The sequence below is a fragment of the Sphingobacterium sp. HMA12 genome, assembly GCF_002933815.1.
In the GTDB taxonomy this organism is placed as follows: domain Bacteria; phylum Bacteroidota; class Bacteroidia; order Sphingobacteriales; family Sphingobacteriaceae; genus Sphingobacterium.
The window spans coordinates 3,013,170-3,032,779 of record NZ_BEYR01000001.1; the positions used below are offsets into that span (position 1 = coordinate 3,013,170).

General features: G+C 41.6%; 19 protein-coding genes. 15 read left to right on the forward strand and 4 right to left on the reverse strand.

Going from position 1 to position 19,610, the window contains the following annotated elements; all coding sequences use genetic code 11:
• The first annotated feature begins 50 nt into the window (after positions 1-50).
• Both HMAT_RS12965 and HMAT_RS12970 read left to right on the forward strand, forming a co-directional pair.
• A complete protein-coding gene (locus HMAT_RS12965) occupies positions 51-974 on the forward strand; it encodes a Dyp-type peroxidase (RefSeq protein ID WP_104383096.1) in 924 nt (307 codons plus the stop codon).
• A 71-nt stretch (positions 975-1,045) separates the two neighbouring features.
• A complete protein-coding gene (locus HMAT_RS12970; protein WP_104383427.1) occupies positions 1,046-1,408 on the forward strand; it encodes a DUF4180 domain-containing protein in 363 nt (120 codons plus the stop codon).
• Positions 1,409-1,504: 96 nt separating this feature from the next.
• Here HMAT_RS12970 and HMAT_RS12975 read toward each other — a convergent pair whose 3' ends face one another.
• Positions 1,505-1,942: a VOC family protein gene (locus tag HMAT_RS12975; RefSeq protein ID WP_104383428.1), complete on the reverse strand. Its 438-nt coding sequence runs from the start codon at positions 1,940-1,942 to the stop codon at positions 1,505-1,507.
• A 194-nt stretch (positions 1,943-2,136) separates the two neighbouring features.
• Here HMAT_RS12975 and HMAT_RS12980 point away from each other — a divergent pair, with 194 nt between their 5' ends.
• The 4 genes from HMAT_RS12980 to HMAT_RS12995 all read left to right on the forward strand — a co-directional run bounded on the left by HMAT_RS12980 (position 2,137) and on the right by HMAT_RS12995 (position 6,583).
• On the forward strand, positions 2,137-2,649 hold the full coding sequence (locus HMAT_RS12980) for a GNAT family N-acetyltransferase (protein ID WP_199768617.1): 513 nt from the start codon (positions 2,137-2,139) through the stop codon (positions 2,647-2,649).
• 56 nt (positions 2,650-2,705) lie between these two features.
• The gene (locus HMAT_RS12985; protein ID WP_104383098.1) at positions 2,706-3,602 is read left to right on the forward strand and encodes an AraC family transcriptional regulator; all 897 of its coding nucleotides are present in this window, start codon (positions 2,706-2,708) and stop codon (positions 3,600-3,602) included.
• 96 nt (positions 3,603-3,698) lie between these two features.
• Positions 3,699-5,639 (forward strand): oleate hydratase, encoded by a 1,941-nt coding sequence (locus tag HMAT_RS12990; protein ID WP_104383099.1) that lies wholly within the window; start codon positions 3,699-3,701, stop codon positions 5,637-5,639.
• Between the two features lie 47 nt (positions 5,640-5,686).
• Positions 5,687-6,583: a 3-hydroxyacyl-CoA dehydrogenase gene (locus tag HMAT_RS12995; RefSeq protein ID WP_104383100.1), complete on the forward strand. Its 897-nt coding sequence runs from the start codon at positions 5,687-5,689 to the stop codon at positions 6,581-6,583.
• An 83-nt stretch (positions 6,584-6,666) separates the two neighbouring features.
• Here the strand turns inward: HMAT_RS12995 and HMAT_RS13000 are convergent, their stop codons facing one another.
• Complete coding sequence (locus tag HMAT_RS13000; RefSeq protein WP_104383101.1) at positions 6,667-7,806, reverse strand: serine hydrolase; 1,140 nt, start codon at positions 7,804-7,806, stop codon at positions 6,667-6,669.
• Between the two features lie 206 nt (positions 7,807-8,012).
• Between HMAT_RS13000 and HMAT_RS13005 the strand changes: the two genes are divergently transcribed.
• Positions 8,013-8,762 carry a hypothetical protein gene (locus tag HMAT_RS13005; RefSeq protein WP_104383102.1) on the forward strand — a complete coding sequence of 250 codons (750 nt, stop codon included), beginning with the start codon at positions 8,013-8,015 and terminating at the stop codon, positions 8,760-8,762.
• A 68-nt stretch (positions 8,763-8,830) separates the two neighbouring features.
• Here the strand turns inward: HMAT_RS13005 and HMAT_RS13010 are convergent, their stop codons facing one another.
• Complete coding sequence (locus tag HMAT_RS13010) at positions 8,831-9,394, reverse strand: Crp/Fnr family transcriptional regulator (protein WP_104383103.1); 564 nt, start codon at positions 9,392-9,394, stop codon at positions 8,831-8,833.
• Between the two features lie 289 nt (positions 9,395-9,683).
• Here HMAT_RS13010 and HMAT_RS13015 point away from each other — a divergent pair, with 289 nt between their 5' ends.
• Entirely contained in the window at positions 9,684-9,887 is a 204-nt protein-coding gene (locus tag HMAT_RS13015; protein WP_199768618.1) for a hypothetical protein, read from the forward strand.
• A gap of 64 nt (positions 9,888-9,951) precedes the next feature.
• Here HMAT_RS13015 and HMAT_RS13020 read toward each other — a convergent pair whose 3' ends face one another.
• Positions 9,952-10,476, reverse strand: coding sequence for a hypothetical protein (locus HMAT_RS13020; RefSeq protein ID WP_104383104.1), 525 nt, complete (start codon positions 10,474-10,476; stop codon positions 9,952-9,954).
• A gap of 194 nt (positions 10,477-10,670) precedes the next feature.
• On the opposite strand from HMAT_RS13020, the gene HMAT_RS13025 reads away from it, so the two are divergent.
• From HMAT_RS13025 to HMAT_RS13055, 7 genes are all read left to right on the forward strand, one after another.
• Positions 10,671-11,363, forward strand: a complete 693-nt coding sequence (locus HMAT_RS13025) for a response regulator transcription factor (RefSeq protein WP_104383105.1) — start codon at positions 10,671-10,673, stop codon at positions 11,361-11,363.
• Entirely contained in the window at positions 11,360-12,646 is a 1,287-nt protein-coding gene (locus HMAT_RS13030; protein WP_104383106.1) for a HAMP domain-containing sensor histidine kinase, read from the forward strand. Before HMAT_RS13025 ends, HMAT_RS13030 begins: the two co-directional genes overlap by 4 nt.
• A 62-nt stretch (positions 12,647-12,708) precedes the next feature.
• Complete coding sequence (locus tag HMAT_RS13035) at positions 12,709-15,144, forward strand: TonB-dependent receptor domain-containing protein (protein WP_104383107.1); 2,436 nt, start codon at positions 12,709-12,711, stop codon at positions 15,142-15,144.
• 21 nt (positions 15,145-15,165) lie between these two features.
• Positions 15,166-16,086: a phosphatase PAP2 family protein gene (locus HMAT_RS13040; RefSeq protein ID WP_233789243.1), complete on the forward strand. Its 921-nt coding sequence runs from the start codon at positions 15,166-15,168 to the stop codon at positions 16,084-16,086.
• Between the two features lie 144 nt (positions 16,087-16,230).
• The gene (locus tag HMAT_RS13045) at positions 16,231-16,911 is read left to right on the forward strand and encodes a response regulator transcription factor (RefSeq protein ID WP_104383108.1); all 681 of its coding nucleotides are present in this window, start codon (positions 16,231-16,233) and stop codon (positions 16,909-16,911) included.
• Positions 16,911-18,287: a HAMP domain-containing sensor histidine kinase gene (locus tag HMAT_RS13050; RefSeq protein ID WP_104383109.1), complete on the forward strand. Its 1,377-nt coding sequence runs from the start codon at positions 16,911-16,913 to the stop codon at positions 18,285-18,287. The genes HMAT_RS13045 and HMAT_RS13050 overlap by 1 nt, the downstream gene beginning before the upstream one ends.
• 140 nt (positions 18,288-18,427) lie before the next feature.
• Positions 18,428-19,594, forward strand: a complete 1,167-nt coding sequence (locus HMAT_RS13055) for an efflux RND transporter periplasmic adaptor subunit (protein WP_104383110.1) — start codon at positions 18,428-18,430, stop codon at positions 19,592-19,594.
• Positions 19,595-19,610: the final 16 nt, after the last annotated feature.

The following is a 19,610-nucleotide window of genomic DNA, read 5'->3' on the forward strand; positions in this document are numbered from 1 at the left end:
TTTATTTGTAGCTTAGTCCTATTGACAATGTCGTATCAACACAATATTTTATGAACAATCAAGCACAGAATGTTATCGATTCACCAAGCAACAATACCGTTTTTATGGTATGGAATTTTCATGAAAATAAAGAACTGGAATCAACGTTTCAACGGATATGTGCTTTGGTGATCAACCTGAATAATTCAGCCCAGGTACGTTCAAAAGCCATAAAAGCGAGTGTCGTTATGGGAATCAGTTACCACGCTTGGAAAAAATTAGCGTTACAGGAGCCATTACCAAAAGAATTGGTTCCTTTTGAGCCCATTGTGGGACAAAAACATGTCGCTGTAGCGACCCCAGGTGACCTCCATTTTCATATTCGAGCTGATGACCAAAGCTACTGCATCGATATGGCCGCTGAAATTTCCAATGCCCTGGCGTCAGTTGCCGAGTGCAAGGAAGAAATCCACGGCTTTCGCTATTGGGACGGAAGAAGTATCTTAGGTTTTGTCGACGGCACCGAAAACCCGACAGGTGAAGACCGTGCTTTCTTTGGTATCATTGGCGATGAAGATCAAGCCTATAAAGGTGGCAGCTATCTTTTTGTTCAAAAGTACATCCATGACATCAACAGTTGGCGGGCCTTACCAGTATCCGAACAAGAAAAAGTTATTGGGCGAAGTAAAACCAACGATATTGAAATGACCGATGATGTCAAACCGGCCAATTCGCATTCAGCCTTAGCCAATGTAGGCGACGAACTTAAAATCGTCAGGGACAATATGCCTTTTGGCAATATCGCCAATAATCAGATGGGCACCTACTTTATTGCTTATGCCAGCAAATTCAGTACCGTGACACAGATGTTAAAGCGCATGTTTATAGGTGAACCTGAAGGTAATTATGACCGTATCCTGGACTTTAGTACAGCCCAGAGCGGAACACTGTACTTCTGTCCATCCATCGATATGCTGAAAGATTTTGCCGGATAAGCATAGTCCAATGATCTATTTCAATCCGTCTATCGGACTAGAACATGCACAATCACTATTTCAAAAAAAACATGAAAATCGACATTTTTAAAATAAACGATCAACATATTGCTGAGGTAAAAGACTCGAGCATACTTATCAACAATCTCGATGACGGCTTACAGATTATGATCGACTGTGCTGCACAAGAAGCATATAAAGCGATCTTATACCAAGAAAATATTTCGGCTGATTTTTTTGAACTCAAAACCAAGCTGGCCGGGGATATTCTTCAAAAATATACGCAGTACGATTTTGACATCGCTATTGTTGGCGATTTCTCTGTCTATAACAGTAAGAGTCTAAATGATTTCATCTATGAAAGCAATAAGGGACGTAAGATCAACTTTGTTGCCTCCCGTGACGAAGCCATTGCCAGATTATCAAAATATTAACTACGAATCCTGATCCATTCAAGACCGTCCAGTGAACAGTTGCTTCGTAAAAAATAAGCGGCAAGTAAATAGCCGCTTATTTTTTTACCGCTGCTTTTACCACTCCTCATAAGACATTACGCCCAGTTCTGCGCGCCCCTCCCCTTCCAGTAGGGCAATAAATTCGAGCTGGTTTCCATCAGGATCGTTAAAATAAATTGCTAGCGCTGGCATCCAGCCAAATACCATCGGTTTTTCAACCCCATCTTTCAAAAAATTATAAGGCTGTAAATCCCGTTCCTTGAGATAGTCTATTGCGTAATTCAAGATATCTTCTTTACTGGCTCTAAAAGCAAAATGCCGCGGTTGAAAATTTGCTTCCTCCTGCCAAAGTCCCAACATATACTCCTTACCTGTACCAACCCACAAAAAGACGATAGGTCGATTGGGATCACGGTGTGCAATCCGCAGGCCAAGTACCTTCGTATAAAAATTGACAGACTCCTCCAGATTACGTACCTGAATATGGGTTTCATATAATCCTGCTATCTTCATTGTTTCTCGAATTAAATATGTTCCTGTTTGCATTGATTATTCCAACCTATTATTGGAAATAAATTTCTGTATTTATTGCGTAATGACAATGTAGCTTAAATTCCGATAGCTTAATCGGGGCAATCACAAATTAGACATAAAAATGATGATTTGAACCGAAACAGTTTGATTTAATAGAAAAACAACCTTATCTTGTGTACAACGACACATTAGCCATGTACAGCACACTAGAATTCAAAAAATATACCCCTGAAGATTTCACGTTATTTAAAGAACTTGTCAAAGAGGATGAGATCATGAAATATATTTCAGGTAAAGGACTAACGCCCAAAAAAGCCGAAAAAAAATTCACTTCTATCCTCGACATCAATACAGATCCATTGTTGGGTTATTTTAAGGTGATCGATTCCGAGAGCCAATTATTTTTAGGCGACTGCAAATTGGTCAATTATAAAAAAGATCCAACAGTTTTTGAAATCGGCTATTTGCTTCAAAAGGAATTTTGGCGCAAGGGCCTCGGCACGAAAATCTGCGAATCTATGCTGGCAATGGCTAAACATATCGATGCAAATAAAGATGTTGTGGGTATAATTGATCCGAACAATGTTGCTTCCAGGCAATTACTGATAAAATTTGGATTTCAACGTTACTTCATTGGTATAGAAAATGATATAGCCACGGAAAAACTCATTTTGAAACGGTCGTAGCCACTATTTCATTTCCTTGAAAGGACAGAAACCAATGCACATCAAAATACACGTATATGAAGTTTCGCATCAAGATCAATTCAAATACCCACGATAGTCTGCAGGATACCCTATCTTTCTTTGGTGTAGATTGTAATCGTCCCTATTATATCTCCTCTGGCAATCCGCTTTTTGAGTACCCCAGAAATTCATTTCGTATCGATTTTTATGCTATATGCATTTGTACTGCCGGGACAATTAAAGTAGAAATAGACAATCAGGAACATACATTAGCCCAGCATAGCTTACTTGTTTCAGCCCCATCCACTATCATTAAATTCACAGCGGTCAGTAAGGATTTCAGAATGAAACTGCTTTTCTTTGACAAGTTATTTCTACTAAAAAATATTGCCAATCCGTTTTTCATCGAAAAACTGGGGTTGTTCAATAAATCGACCTTTGCCATTATCCCCAGGACGGCAAAACTAGTCGAAAAACTATTAAAGCTTCTCGAATACCTGAGCGAGGTAACCCTCCGGACAACACGTTTTACCCCTGACATTATTCGCACCATAATATTTAATCTACTGCTCGAAATAGCTGATGTTCTGGCTGTGGAGGATCAAGATGCTGTTGAGACAATTCAGGAAGCAAACAGTCTTTTTTTTAAGTTCACAGAACTGGTACAGTTGCATTGCAGTCAATACAAAGATGTTAAATATTACGCTGACCGGTTATTTATTTCAAACAAATACTTGATTAGTATTGTTAAGAAAGCATCTGGGAAGACCCCGCATGAAATCATAGACGAAAATTTACTCAAAGAAGCCTATGCACTACTTGGAAATCCTGAAAAGACCATTTCCGATATTGCCTACACAATAGGTTTCAATTCGATCTCTGCTTTTGGCCGGTTTTTCAAGAAATACTCCATGTTATCGCCTTCTGAATATCGGAAAAGACAAAATATGTAAAAAAAGGAAATTCGGTAGAACAATGGCGAATTTGAGGGCATAAATGATCTAAGGAGTATGACTAACTTTACTCAAGAATTAAAAACAATAAGAATCATGAAAGAAATCACCTCAAAATTCGACAAAGTATTAAATGCATCTGCTGAATATGGAAATGTAAATCATGAACCCGATTCAAGTACAGAACAACAACGCAATACCCCCAAAAAGGCTATGCCTTTTTCAGATCAAATAGGAAACTATCAACGTAACAAGGGAATCCCGACCAAATCCTATAAGGACAGTAAAATCTACATAGTCGGTAGTGGGATCGCCGGCATGTCAGCTGCATACTATTTCATCCGTGACGGACATGTGCCAGCTGAAAATATCACCTTTTTGGAGCAATTACATGTTGAAGGTGGATCCCTGGATGGCGCTGGCAATGCTAAAGATGGCTATGTCATTCGGGGTGGACGTGAAATGGACATGACCTATGAAAATCTATGGGATATGTTTCAGGATATTCCAGCCTTGGAAATGCCCGCTCCTTATACTGTACTCGACGAATATAGATTGATCAACGACAACGATTCCAACTATTCAAAAGCACGGCTTATCCACAATCTTGGTGAAATAAAAGATTTCAGCAAATTTGGACTGGCCAAAAAAGATCAACTGGCGATCATCAAGCTCCTACTGAAAAAGAAAGAAGAATTGGATGACCTGACGATTGAAGATTATTTCAGTGAATCTTTCTTAAGCAGTAATTTCTGGACTTTTTGGCGCACCATGTTTGCTTTTGAAAACTGGCATAGCTTACTGGAATTGAAACTATACATGCATCGTTTCCTTCATGCGATCGATGGATTAAATGACCTTTCATCCCTTGTATTTCCAAAATACAATCAATATGATACTTTCGTCACCCCATTGCGTCGCGTGTTACAAGATAAAGGCGTTAAAATTCAGTTCAATGTGCTGGTAAAGGATCTCGACATACAGAGCAATACTGAGGGAAAAACCGTTGAAGGTATCATTACCGAACAAGATGGCAAGGAAGTACGCATTCCCCTCAGTTCAAATGACTTTGTAATTGTCACAACCGGCTCAATGACCGAAGATACCTTCTATGGTGATAATGTCAAAGCACCGATCATTGGTATCGACAATAGCACAAGCGGACAAAGTGCCGGCTGGAAACTTTGGAAAAATCTGGCCGCCAAGTCAGCTATTTTCGGTAAGCCAGAAAAATTCTGTAGCAATATTGAAAAATCAGCATGGGAATCTGCTACGCTGACTTGTAAACCTTCAGCATTAATCGAAAAATTGAAAGGATATTCGGTCAATGACCCTTACTCTGGAAAAACAGTCACTGGTGGTATTATCACAATTACAGATTCCAATTGGCTAATGAGTTTCACCTGCAACAGACAACCCCACTTCCCCGGTCAGCCCGACGATGTTCTTGTACTTTGGGTCTATGCACTATTTATGGACAAGCAAGGAAATTATGTTAAAAAGACCATGCCCCAATGTACCGGAAATGAAATTTTAGCGGAACTATGTCATCACCTTGGAATAATAGACCAATTGGATGATGTCATCAAAAACACGATTGTTCGTACCACTTTTATGCCTTATATCACCTCCATGTTTATGCCGCGTGCGAAAGGTGACCGCCCAAGAGTAGTGCCTGAAGGCTGTAAAAATCTTGGTCTCGTTGGACAGTTCGTCGAAACCAACAACGACGTCGTCTTCACCATGGAAAGCTCCGTCAGAACCGCACGCATTGCCGTGTACGAACTCTTGAATCTCAACAAACAAGTACCAGATATCAATCCTTTACAATATGATATCCGTCACTTGCTAAAAGCAGCACGGACATTGAACGACGACAAACCATTCATAGGAGAAGGTTTATTGCGTAAAATCCTGAAAGGATCTTATTTTGAACATATTCTTCCCGGAGCGGACGAAGAAAATGAAGATCATGAATCTTTTATCGCTGAGCAGGTTGGCAAATTTAGAGATTGGTTAAAAGGGATTAAAGGATAGTTAGCCTCCTGGACAGTAAACAATTAAGTTTTATAAAAAAGAATAACATGAATTTTAAAAATATAACGATTGCAGGAAGTGGGTTGTTAGGCTATCAGATTGCTTTTCAGACCGCCTTCCATGGATATCAGGTGACTGTGTACGATATCAATGAGGAAGTGCTCGAAAAGGCTAAATCCAAATTTGGGATGCTGGAGAAAGCTTTCCGACAAGATCTCCATGCAACAGATGAACAGCTGGAAGCGACTTTCAAACGTTTATCCTATACATCGGATTTAGCGCAAGCAGTACAAGACAGTGACTTATTGATTGAAGCTGTCCCCGAAAATCCGGCCATTAAAATTGCTTTCTATAAGGAGCTCGCGAAGGTCGCCCCCGAGAAGACCATTTTTGCGACCAACTCTTCGACCCTGCTGCCCAGTCAGTTTGCGCAGGATACTGAAAGACCATCAAAATTTCTGGCCCTGCATTTTGCAAATGAAATCTGGAAACATAATACAGCAGAGATCATGGGGCATCCCGGCACAGATCCCCAGATATTCGATGCAGTAGTTGATTTTGCGAAGTCAATCGGCATGGTGGCCCTTCCATTGAATAAAGAACAACCGGGTTATATCGTCAACTCCTTGTTGGTCCCTTTACTTTCGGCCGCTACAGACCTCTTGGTCAATGAAGTGGCAGACGTGGAGACGATAGATAAAACTTGGATGGTGGCCACAGGAGCACCTACAGGACCATTCGGCATCTTAGATATCGTCGGGATCACCACCGCATACAACATCAACAAGATGTCCGCCGAGGCCACAGAAGACCCTCTAAAAATAAAGACTGTAGCGTACCTCAAGGAACATTTTATTGATAAGAATAAATTGGGGGTTGCGACCGGAGAAGGGTTTTATACTTACCCCAATCCAGCCTATCAAGCTCCGGACTTTTTGAAATAGCAGGCACTTTAACAGCCTTAATAGCAGATCGCCTATTCCTTCAAAAAGGATAGGCGGTCTTGCTTTTTCAGCAAGAAGATAGGTTAATTCGCATATACCGCATTGAGCCAGCCAAAAACCGGTTCATTTTGTCCACTTTCATCCATTGGTTTACGCAGTTTCATCTCCTCCAACAGGGCGTCAAATGCTTCTGCAATCCGAAGATCATCACGATTGCTAAATAAGGTGACAACAAGCTCTTTTCGTTTGTCTAAATAAACGATATTATGGAAGCCCGTTGATTCACCAGAATGGAAGAATACCGTATTTTGATCGAAAGGATAGATAAACCAGCCCAAATTGTAGGAAACACCATCTTTTACCTGAAAGCGCTCTTTTTCCAACAAATCCCGTATACCGGCCTGCTGAAAACGCTTATGAAGTAAAAAATTGGCCCATTGATGATATTCGATTGCCGATAAGTAGGCACCTCCATCGCCTTGCGTGGCACTGGTCACACTCTGATCTGCAAACACAAAGGTATCCTCCTTAGGATGATAGCCCAAAGCCCGATTGGGGATGTCCGCATCAGCCGTATAGATGGTTCCTTCCACAATACCATTCGGCTGAAATAAATTCTTTTTCACAAAAGTTGTAAATGATTCCTTCGCCACCTGTTCCACAATCAATGCCAGTAGGCAATAACCTGTATTGCTATATCTGAATTGGCTCCCTATTGGGAAATAGAGCGTATCTGTCTGCCGGATATACTCCAGTACATCCTGATCTGACACTTGTGCTGTTCGATCTTCGGGTATCAATGCCTCATAGTCCATGATCCCAGATCGGTGCTGGAGTAATTGAGCAACGGTTATACCCCGCAGAGCCATCGGTAAATTATTAAAAAAAAGTCCTAATTGATCCGTTGGATGTAATTTCCCCTGGTCAAATAGGCTACAAATCGCCTGCGCTGTCACCTGCTTACTGACAGAAGCCATCCGAAAATGGGTCTTTTCCGTGATCTTTTGATTCCTTTTCAAATCTGCCATTCCTACTGCATATTTGTAACGGATCTCTCCGTGCTGACTGATTGCGACAACGATTCCCGGTTCATTTCCATTGGGATAATAGTTGGACAGGGTTTTATCCAATAAGGACTTATTGATTTTTTGTCCCATCGCACCGCTTGTTACACACATAAAAAATAAGACGAGTTTTAGGTTCTTGATGTTAAAGTGCTGCATTTCTATTTGTTTTTATGTCAAAAACATCGTTTTAAAAGGTTTCAATTTACCCATTTTTTAGGCAATACTCAAATCTCCGTTTTAAGTTCCTACTTTTTCCAGTTTTCTATTTTTTCTTTTAAATTTGCCATCCACCTTTATCTCAAAAGGTTTTTGTTAGGACAGCAGCCTATCCTGCTGTTTCATTTGCTTAAATCACAACAACTATGTTATTTATTTACAGTATCTACGACTTTGTACTAGCCGAAAAGACGGTGACAACGACCTTAAAGAATGAAAGTTCAGTCCGAACTTTTACTTTACAGATTATTACGCCTGCACGTAAATTCCTTGGCCTTCCCTTTGGTGGTGGTCTTGTCAAGATCTCACGGTTATATGATGAACGCGGCCAACTCATTCATGCCCGCAATTACTCCGACGAACTAAAAGCAGAGATCAAGACTTATAAAAAGGGATATCCGATCCCTTATTTTCAGTTATGGAAAGGTTTTATTTTCGTATTTGCGGCTATCTTGATCTGGGCCGCCATTTATGGCGTAAAAAACAAAATCGCTGGCCAACAACGTGAAAATGAAAAGGAAAAATTATTCAGTAATCTACAGCATCTGGAAGCCGGCCAACTGTATGGTGTAACGTTTTTTACCAACAGCAGCGGTGGGAATATTAACGGATTACCTTCGGGCTGGATAAAAATTAATAAGATTGTCGCTGACACAATATTTATTCAACGTTCCAAACAACTTGAAACGAGTAAAGCGCTTTTTGAGATGGACAATATCAGTTCCATCAAACCGAAATCCGAAACAGATTGGGAAGAAAAAATAGAGCGGATGAACTATAAACTATTTCTGGAACAACTCAAAGAACCGAATAAAAAAAGTGTCGACCTGCTTTATATAGGTTCTGATCACGATAACTATTCCGGCGTGATCTTCACCATCAAAGGCAGTGAATAACGCAGCCATTCATCCAGTCTTCTGAGCAACATCTATTTTCAGAAGACTGGATGGATCTTTTCCCATAATTACAGTAATTTCTTGAGCTCCCTATTGAGGCTTCTGACTGAAATACCTAGATAAGCAGCCATATCCTCTTTCTGAATTGCAATATTCTGTCGTGATTGTATTTCCAATAAACGGCGCAAACTATGTTCCAGGCTGTATAACTGCTGGTAAGACGCACGGCTCGAGGTATGCACAATACGTTGTGCCATAACATCCAGTAACATATTGCTCCATGTAATATCGCTTTCCAATAGTATCCTAAAATATGCTTTGGAAAATGCATACACAGTCAGATCGGTCATCGCCTGTATACTGCACAGGCTGGGTATAGGACGAATGCATTCGATCTCACCAATAATTTCTCCGGCTGAAAGAAACTCAACGATATATTCCTTGTCGTTGGCTTCGGTAAAATAACACTTCGTTATCCCTTCACTAATGACCATGACTTTGGTAGATACGATCCCTTGATGATATACGTTTTGCCCCTTGATATATTTTCTGATCACAATATCTTCCTGCCGCTGTTGCTGCCTGTAAAGCGCTGTCGTACGATCCAAAAACGATTGATTTGTTCTTAACATAACGATCTGGGACAAATGTCCTTTTAATAGTGATTTGCTTTTGAGAAATTAGCTTCATAAAAATACAAAAGTATGGCTGAATCCAGCATGATTTATTCAGGCTGAGACGTGTATACGAATGGATGCCACGAATAACAAGCAGAAAAAGAAGTCCATCAGTGGATAAGCTAGCGCACAGAATCAGGGATACCGTTTAAAAAAAAGATGACAAACAAATAGCTATACAGTTAAATGAACCGATTTCGAAGTGTTCAAATGAATATTTCGAAATTGACAAATAATTACACAAATGAAAAATAAGATAACAACCATCGCTTTTGATGCAGACGATACCCTCAAATCTGATATCCTTCCCGTGCTCGAACTCGGCGGTTTTGGGGTACACATTCCCTATCACGTCACATGGACACATGAACAGCATGAGATTAATTTAGAACACGAGCGGTTTATTGCCCTCCAACGTATGGATGAGATTCTGACACATCTCAGCTAAAAAACGGTTAACAGCCTAAGCGAAGCACAGTCTTCACGAAACGTTCACTTAGGCTGTTTCATTCCTAATAGGTCATATTTTCATTCATCTCGTATTTCATGCCCGGATAATTGAATATACGCCGCATCAATGCCATCTGGCCGCAGAGATAATCCTGCCGTCCAATGCACATCCCCACAAAGTTGAGCTTATTCTCCTCGACAAAAGGAATGTTCATGTCAATTTTAAAAATTTCTGCCAATTCCGCATCGTCCACTTCTAATAGACGCTGGTAAACTTTGGGTGAAATGGCATAAAAACTATCTTTCAATTCTTGTAAACTTGGATAATTAAACTTTTCGTCCAAAGTTTTTCCCATAAAAAATAAGTCGTGGTAGGGATCTTCATCCTGAAGCCCCAAGACGTATCCCATCCCATAACGTACATTGACAAAATTACCGGCCATCCACACCATGTGGTTGGTCTGCCCGTTGATACGTTGACGTGCATGCTCCTCCGTGATACCATCCAGAACATTGATAAAATTCTGACTGTGCATCCGATACGCAGGAATAATGACTTCTAATTTTGCTGATTTTGGTTTATCCATCGCTCATTGATCTATAGGTGCTGGGCACCTGGTTATATTTCAAAGTTAGCTGATTTAGCGTATGTTAGGCTTGCCTTATGACAAGAATATGAAAAGTGATGGATTTCCCCTATCATTGCATATAAAGTTGAATTTATGTAGGTTTAAAGGATAAATTCTAAATTTCTTCAAATTTCAACGCTTATCTTAGCATCATGAAGATACTGATCATCGAAGACGAGGAAGAACTGGCCGAAGGTATAGCAACATACCTCTGTGAGCAACAGTATTTATGTGAGTTTGCCAGCACCCTGCACGATGCATTGGATAAAATCCAGCTGTTTCAGTACGACTGCATCCTACTCGATATCGGCCTACCCGATGGCAATGGTTTGCGCCTGTTGGAAGAACTGAAAAAAGACAACAAGCAAGATGGTGTCATTATTATCTCGGCAAAAAATGCCTTAGATGATAAAATTGCCGGACTCCAGCTCGGCGCTGACGATTATCTTACCAAACCATTTCACCTTTCAGAACTTGCCGCAAGGATCTATTCCTTGATGCGACGGAAACAATTCAACAACTCCAATATTGTCAATATCAATGAAATACAGATTAACCTGCTAGCGAAAACAGTACTTGCAAACAACCATCCTGTGATCTTGACAAAAAAAGAGTTTGATCTGCTGATGTTTTTTATCGGAAACAAAAACCGGGTCATCTCCAAAAGCACCTTGGCCGAACACTTATCGGGCGATATTGCCGATATGCTGGATAATCACGACTTCGTCTATGCCCATGTCAAAAACCTCAAAAAAAAACTGCAGGATGCCGGAACCTATCCGTATATAAAAACGGTATACGGTACAGGGTACAAATGGGAACATCAAAGTGATACCAGCATATGAAGCCACTGCTCAGGAAAATAACCAATCCCTTTCTAATCTATGTGTTGATCGTACTTGGCATTAGCGTCCCCGTTTACTATGTTGTTATCGACGGCATCTGGAAAAGCGAGCTAGATGAACACAATAAAATTATTGTTGAAAAGACGGCATTCGAACTAAACAGCCTACGGCTTTCCGACGAAAAATTGCAGCATAGCATCACCATCTGGAATAGCATACAGCCCAGCACAGATATCCGTAAGCCCGGGGCAAACGATTCAGGCAAAGACAGTATTTACACGATAGAAAAACAAAAATCTTATGTTTCGCATGAAAATATAGATCGTTTCCGATGTCTCTCCACGGTGGTGCAGATCAATGGTGCCCCCTATCGTTTTACTGTCGAAACCAATATTGAAGAGTCCATAGAGACGATCGCCGCAATTGCAGCGACCACACTCTTTTTCTTTATTATGCTTGTTTTGGGGCTACTGATCCTTTCAAGAAGGATATCGACAAAAGTTTGGGCCCCCTTTCGGGATACTGTCGAAAAATTAAAATCGTTTAACCTCAACAGTCAACATCATATAACCTTTCAACAGACCGATACCATCGAGTTCCATGAGCTGAATCAATCTTTGGAAAAATTGCTCAAAAAAAATGTAGCTGTTTACCGCTCCCAAAAAGAATTTACGGAAAACGCCTCCCATGAATTGCAGACTCCTCTGGCTATCCTCAAAAATAAACTTGATATCCTACTACAGTCACCCAACCTAACTACAGAACAATACCTACAAATTGAAGATATGCACAAGGCACTGAGCCGGAGTGCACGTATTAACCGAAATCTCCTTTTGCTGGCAAAAATCGACAATAGTCAATTTGAGCATTCAGAGATACTGCGGCTGGACAGCCTGTTATTACAGTCCATTGCGACCATGCTCGAACATTTTGAACAAAAACAGCTTACAGTTGAAAAACAGATTCAGCCGGATGTACTCTCTACCGGCAATAGCAGCCTGACCGAGATCCTGATCAACAATTTATTGTTGAATGCCATTCGTTATAGCCCATCAAATAACTTGATCGCCATCCAACTGAACAAAACCCATTTAGAAATCAGCAATCCGGGAGAAGTCGCCCTCGACTCGGACATGCTATTCAAACGCTTCTCCAAGCTTTCAAAAAACAAACTGGGAAGCGGACTGGGACTGGCGATTGTGCTGGAAATCGCTCAATATCAAGGATGGACGGTCCAATATCGTTTCGACAACAAAAGACACATTTTTTCTGTCCAATTCTAAAAATTCCAAATATCTTCTAAATTGCTTCGCAGCTTTACGCCGTACTATTTAAGAAGAAAGCTATGAAATCCACTACGCGCACAAGACCGCAACTTTGTTTATTTCTCTTCATATTACTGTGTTTGGTAGGATCCCTGCCGACGACAGCACAGGTGAACAAAGCCACGATTTCGGGCATCGTCAAAAGCCAAGTAGCCAACAGCCCGCTACCTTATGTCAACCTTGTCCTCAAACAGACAGCAGACAGCAGCTTCGTGACCGGAACAGTTAGCGACGATGCAGGGCGGTATAAACTTAGTAGTGTCGCCAGTGGCCATTATACGCTGGAAGTTTCCTATACAGGATTCAAAACCGTCAAACAGTCCGTTTTTGTCGGAACACTTTCTCCTTTTCTTGAACTGCCCACAATCGTTTTATCGGAGACTGCTACACAATTGGAAACCGTCGAAGTAAATGCACCACGCAGTGGAATTAGCCAACAATTGGATAAAAAAACCTACACTGTCGCTGACAACATCAGTCAAAGTGGTGGTTCGGCGCTGCAACAGATGCAAGCGCTGCCCGGAGTCACTGTTCAGGACGGCAAAGTACTGTTACGCGGAAATGAAAAAGTCGCTATTTTAATTGACGGCAGACAGACTGCCATGACTGGGTTTGGTAGTCAGACAGGGCTCGACAATTTACCTTCCTCCGCTATCGAAAAAATTGAAATTATCAATAACCCCTCAGCAAAATACGATGCCAATGGAAATGCCGGAATTATCAATATTATTTTGAAGAAAAACAAACAGCTGGGATTCAATGGTAAGGTAGGCTTCACTACCGGGCTGGGCTCCCTCTGGGAGAGAAAGGAAAACCTGCCAACCATCCGGCCACAGTATACCCTGACTCCAAAAATCAACCCCACTCTTTCCCTGAATTATCGAAAAGATAAAGTCAACATCTTTGTCCAGGCGGACAACCTGTATACACATACGTTAAACAAGAATGAATACGTGACACGTACCTACGATGATGGCACCCTGATCAAATCGCAGTTAAAACGTAACAGAAATACCAATTTTCTGACCACAAAAGCCGGAGTAGACTGGACCATAGATGCGCAAAATAGCCTAACCATCTCAGGCATGTATGGTAGCGAAAAAATTATAGATCGTGGTGATCAACCTTTTTTTAATGGTGATTTATCCCAGCGCAACCGCCTTTGGCAGTTTTTGGAAGACGAGCTAAAAACGACAGCAATGGCGACAGCCTCTTTCCAGCATAAATTTAAAGAAGCGGGCCATCTGCTCAATGCAGGTTTTAATTATACCTTCCATCGCGAAGACGAAAAGTATTTCTACGATAACTACCTCCCCAATAGTACCGGAAAAGACGCATTCAAGCTGCTCTCTGACGAACAAGTATATGATTTTAACCTCGATTACATCAAACCTCTGAAATATGGACGGATAGAAACCGGAATCAAATTGCGTGACAGAAAAATACCTACCAATATGCAGTTTATTCCCGGCACAAATTCCGTATTGGATAGCAATGCAGGTGGTTGGGCCACTTATAAAGAGTTGATCCCTGCCTGGTACGGAAACTACATTTATGAAAATGAGAAATGGGAAGCCGAATTGGGCATAAGGCTTGAATACGTGCGGATCCAATATGATGTCAATCCCAACCATCCTACGTATAAAAGCGATGGATACAATTACACACAGCCCTTTCCGAATGTACGTCTGGCATACAAAATGGATGACAACAATAAGCTTTCCATCTTCTATAACCGTCGTGTAGACAGGCCCAATGAGGTCGATATCCGTATATTCCCAAAGTATGATGATGCCGAAATTATCAAGGTCGGAAACCCAGCCTTAAGGCCTCAGTTTACCAATTCCATCGAACTTGGATACAAACGCAACTGGACCAAAGGCTACCTATACACAGCGCTTTTCCACCGCTTTGCCGATGGAACAATCAGTAGAATCTCCACGACAAGTCCAGGTAGCAATTGGATTTACGCCGTATTCCAAAATGCCGGTCGCAGCTACAATACCGGTATGGAAGCAATCTGGAACCAAAAGGTCAGTGATAGCTATTCTTTTAATATCAACGGTAATCTCTACCGCAATCAGATCAATGCCTTTACGGTGGAAAACCTATATCCCCAACCCAGTCTATTTTCGGCAGAGAAACAGACCCTGATTTCCGGTAACCTAAAGTGGAACAATACCTTTCACCTCAAATCCGGCTGGGATGCCCAATTGACAGCGATCTACCTTGCCCCCGACCTGATCCCACAAGGCAAGTTGCTTGCACGGTTTTCCATCGATGCCGGAGTCAAAAAAAGTATACAGCACAACAAAGGAGAAATATTCCTAAATGCCACAGACCTTCTCAATACGATGGTCAACAAACGCGAAATACAGGGAATGGGCTTCCGCTATACCAGTGCCGACTATTACGAAACTCAGGTTATCCGCATCGGTTACAATTACAAATTTTAGGATCAATTAAACACTTTATCTATGATCAAACCGGCCTTATTGTTGCTTGTGGCAGCATTCTTCCCATTTAACAGTGCTATCACTCAAATATTAAAAGAGCCCAAAACGACGATTATCGAACAACCTGGAGATACGTTGGCATTGGTCAAAGCCCCCCGTTACGTAAATACGGTCAACGATTTTCACCCCTATGTCCCCTTCCGGAAAAATAAATCAAACGCGAATTTATGGCCAAGACAGGGCGATAGCATAGTCAATAATGCGTCAAAGATGCCTACGAATTCGTTCTATCAACCCCGATACACGAATTTTATTGTCCCGGCCGTCTTCATCGGGTTTGGTGTAGCCAGTTTAGGCAGCGATGCCCTTAAAAAGCTAAATTCGTCCACCAAAGATGAGATTGCCGAACATCGATTGAGCCATCTGACCTTGGATAATTATAGCCAATATGTCCCGGCACTTATGGTCTACGGACTCAATGCATTTGGTGTAAAAGGTAAAAACAATTTTAAAGACAGAACGGTAATTTACCTCACCTCACAATTGATTTCCGGAGCGATGGTGATTCCGTTAAAACACCTGGTAAAAGAAGTTCGTCCAGACAGTTCCGATGCACTATCTTTTCCCTCGGGACATACAGCTACAGCATTCTCTTCCGCTCAATTTATGTATCACGAATATCGAGACACAAACTTTTGGCTGAGTATATCGGGCTATCCTTTCGCTTTATTTACAGGTATTTACCGAACCATCAATAACCGTCACTGGGTAGGTGACGTTGTCGCTGGGGCCGGCTTCGGCATATTATCGACCGAACTCGCCTATTGGCTCCATCCCAAAATCAATCAGCTGCTGTTCAAAGATAAAACGAACTCCTCTTCCATGGTCATGCCTTTTTATCAGAACCGGCAATTTGGGTTAAGTTATACGCGGCAATTTTAAAGAATTCTACTCCGGGGTAACAAAAGAGTAGTCGTCAAATAACGAAACCAAGGTAAATTTGATAACTTTGTCTTGCACGGCCCATATCTTGTGGTCGAAGTCACTACTGAGGTTGAGGTATTAACGAATAATCTTTCGCTTTGTATGAAAATTCTTTTAGTCGAAGATGATGTCCGTGTCGCAGGACTAATAAAACGCGGCCTGGATGAGAATGAATTTAAGACCGAAATTGCCTATGATGGGATTTCCGGGAAGAAAATGGCCTTACAGCACCACTTCGACCTGATCATTACCGACATTGTATTACCCAAGATGGATGGCCTCGATCTCTGCAAGGAAATCCGCCATATCAAACCCGACCTGCCCATTATCATGCTTACCGCACTCGGTACCACAGATGATAAAATCGAGGGTTTTGATGCCGGAGCGGACGATTATCTGGTCAAACCTTTTGAAATGCGTGAGCTATTGGCCCGAATACGGGTGCTGCTCAAACGCTATCAGAAACAAGAAAGCACCACGGGAACCATACTGCGTTATGCAGATCTTGAAATGAATCTGCATACCAAAGATGTAAGGCGTAATAAGACTGAAATCAGTCTGACCCCCAAAGAATTCAAACTACTCCACTACCTGTTACTGCACCCCGAACGTGTACTGTCAAGAATGGAGATTGCCGAAAAAGTTTGGGAGACCCATTTTGATACCGGTACCAATTTTATTGATGTCTATATCAATTACCTCCGAAAAAAAATAGATAGAGATTTTGATAAAAAATATATCCATACCAAATCTGGAATGGGCTTTATTTTAAAACAGGACTAATGCAAATCAGAACGCGAATTACCATACTGTTTACAGTCGTCACGGCGACCATCCTGATGGTATTTGCCTGCACGGTCTATTTTTCTGCCGTAGAGAATAGGGAAAACGAATTTTATGCCCTGCTAAAAAAAGAAGCCTATACCAAAGCAAATCTTTTTTTAAATGCACGGGTCGACAAAAAAACACTAGAAGATATTTACCACAACAACCGAAAAATCCTCAATGAGGTCGAAGTAGCAATCTATGACACCAGTTTTAAGCTATTGTATCACGATGCTGTAGACATTGATTTTGTCAAGGAGACACCTACCATGCTGCGGGATATTGTTAAAAAAAAGGAAATTGGATTTTATCAGGACAAATGGCAAGTGATCGGCATCACCTATGCGTACAACAACACGAATTTTATCATCACCGCAGCTGCTTATGATCAATATGGGTATAACAAACTTCAAAACTTGTTATCGACCATCATTATTGTTTTTATTTTTGCGGTCTTTTTAAGCTATGCCGCCGGAATATTTTTCTCAAAAAAAGTATTTCGCCCCATTCAGGAAATGACACGAAAAGTCAAAAATATATCGGCCAACAGCCTAGATGCAAGACTTCACAGCACAGGCAATAAAGATGAACTATCCGAGCTGGCCAACACCTTTAACGATATGCTGAACCGCCTTGAAAACTCCTTCGACGCGCAAAAGCATTTTGTCTCCAATATTTCACATGAACTGCGTACCCCCTTGGCCGCAATGATAACCGAACTCGAAATTTCCACGAATAAAGACCGCAGCACAGCTGAATATAAAGCCATCATTGACAACATTTTAAACGACGCCCAAAAACTCAAAAAACTATTCAACAGCTTACTGGATTTTGCCAAGGCAAGTTACGATAGCTCAGAAATTTCCTTCAAGCCCCTACGTGTGGATGAAATTCTGCTCGACGCCTGTCAACAAATATTGCAGGCCAATCCAAATTATAAGCTCGATATTTTTGTTGATCCGGTATTGGAGGACGAGCACATGATTTCGACTGTCGGTAATGAATACCTGCTCCAGGTCGCTTTTGTGAATTTAATTGAAAATGCCTGTAAATTTTCCGACAACCAAAAATGTTCCATAGCGATTAAATCCAGTGGAACGTCCATACAGCTGGAATTTAAAGATGACGGCATAGGCATCGAACCTGACGATCTTGAACGTATATTCACCCCCTTCTATCGGGGCAACAACAAAGCGTACAGCGAAGGAAACGGGATCGGCCTCTCGCTGACCAAAAAGATTATTCTACTTCATCAAGGCGAAGTCCTTGTCCGTTCAACAAAACATATCGGTAGCGTCTTTCGGATCAACCTCCCCCATTCATCAGCACGCTAATAAAATTCTAATATTTTTCTAAAGCCTCTCTAACGGCCTTCCAGCAAAGGCATGAATAGCTTTGCACCATATTTTTTTAGAAACAGAAACGCCGGTCATCTACTACCCTTCCGAATGAACGACTCGTAAGCAGGTAGACGATGGCCTTTAGAAAAAAAACAATGGTTAACCGTGCTATCAAAATTCCTATCCGCCCCCTTAGATCTATGGGTTGGATCACTGTCCTCATGATCATGCAAGCATGCAATCCACAGTCAACAGTGCCTGCAGAAGATTCTGCTGCCCTGCATTTTGCGGGAGATACCCTGACAATCAATGCGCAAGCGCCACTACTGTCTAAGATTAAGTGTACTGCTGTCGTCCAGCAAGCACATCAATTGAAGTTTAAAACTGCTGCCATGGTCAAAATCATTCCCAACAGTTATGTTGAAATCCCCATGCCTTTTGCGGGGCGGGTTGTCAAATCCTATGTCAATCTTGGACAGGAGGTAGCTGTCAATACAGCGTTATTTTCGATCAGTTCTTCCGATTATTTCGAAGCACAACGGGCCTACCTCGATGCCAAGCAGACCTATACTCTGGCGGCAAGTGTCTTAAAACGACAAAAAGATTTGCTCAGTCATGGTGTCGGTATTCAAAAGGAACTTGAGGAAGCGGAAACCAATTTTGCCATCAGCAACACAACGCTCAATAATGCAGCTGCTGCCTTAAGAATATATGACAACAACCCTGCACAGGCTATACTTGGCCAGCCCTTACTTGTCCGTTCACCCATTCGGGGGGAAATCTTAAGCAATACGATCGTGCTAGGCCAATACAATAAAGAAGATGCCCCCGCTTTACTCCGAATTGCAGAGCTTTCAAAAGTATGGGTTTCAGCCTACATCAAAGAAAAAGATCTGAGTGCCATAGATCAGATCCGCACTGTGGAAGTCCACATTGACAGTCAACCCGCCAAAAAGCGGCAAGGAAAAATTGTCCATATCAATCAGTTTGTAGACGAAGCAAACCGCAATATCGAAGTGCTGGTTGAATGTGACAATAAAGACCGGCTACTCAAACCCGGGATGTATGTCAATACACAATTTGAGCAGGCAGCAAGAGCCAGTATATTTATTCCCGCCAAAGCCGTACTCCAATATAACGACAAAAGCTTCGTCTGGGTACGCCTGGCACCCCATAGATTTATAAAGCGTTATGTACAGACCGGTGTGACCGAAAATGAGCAGATTCAGATTGTACAGGGATTGTCCGAAGACGAACAGATCATCAGTGAGGGTGCATTTTATCTGCTGGCAAACAACTAAATCCTTATCCAAAAAT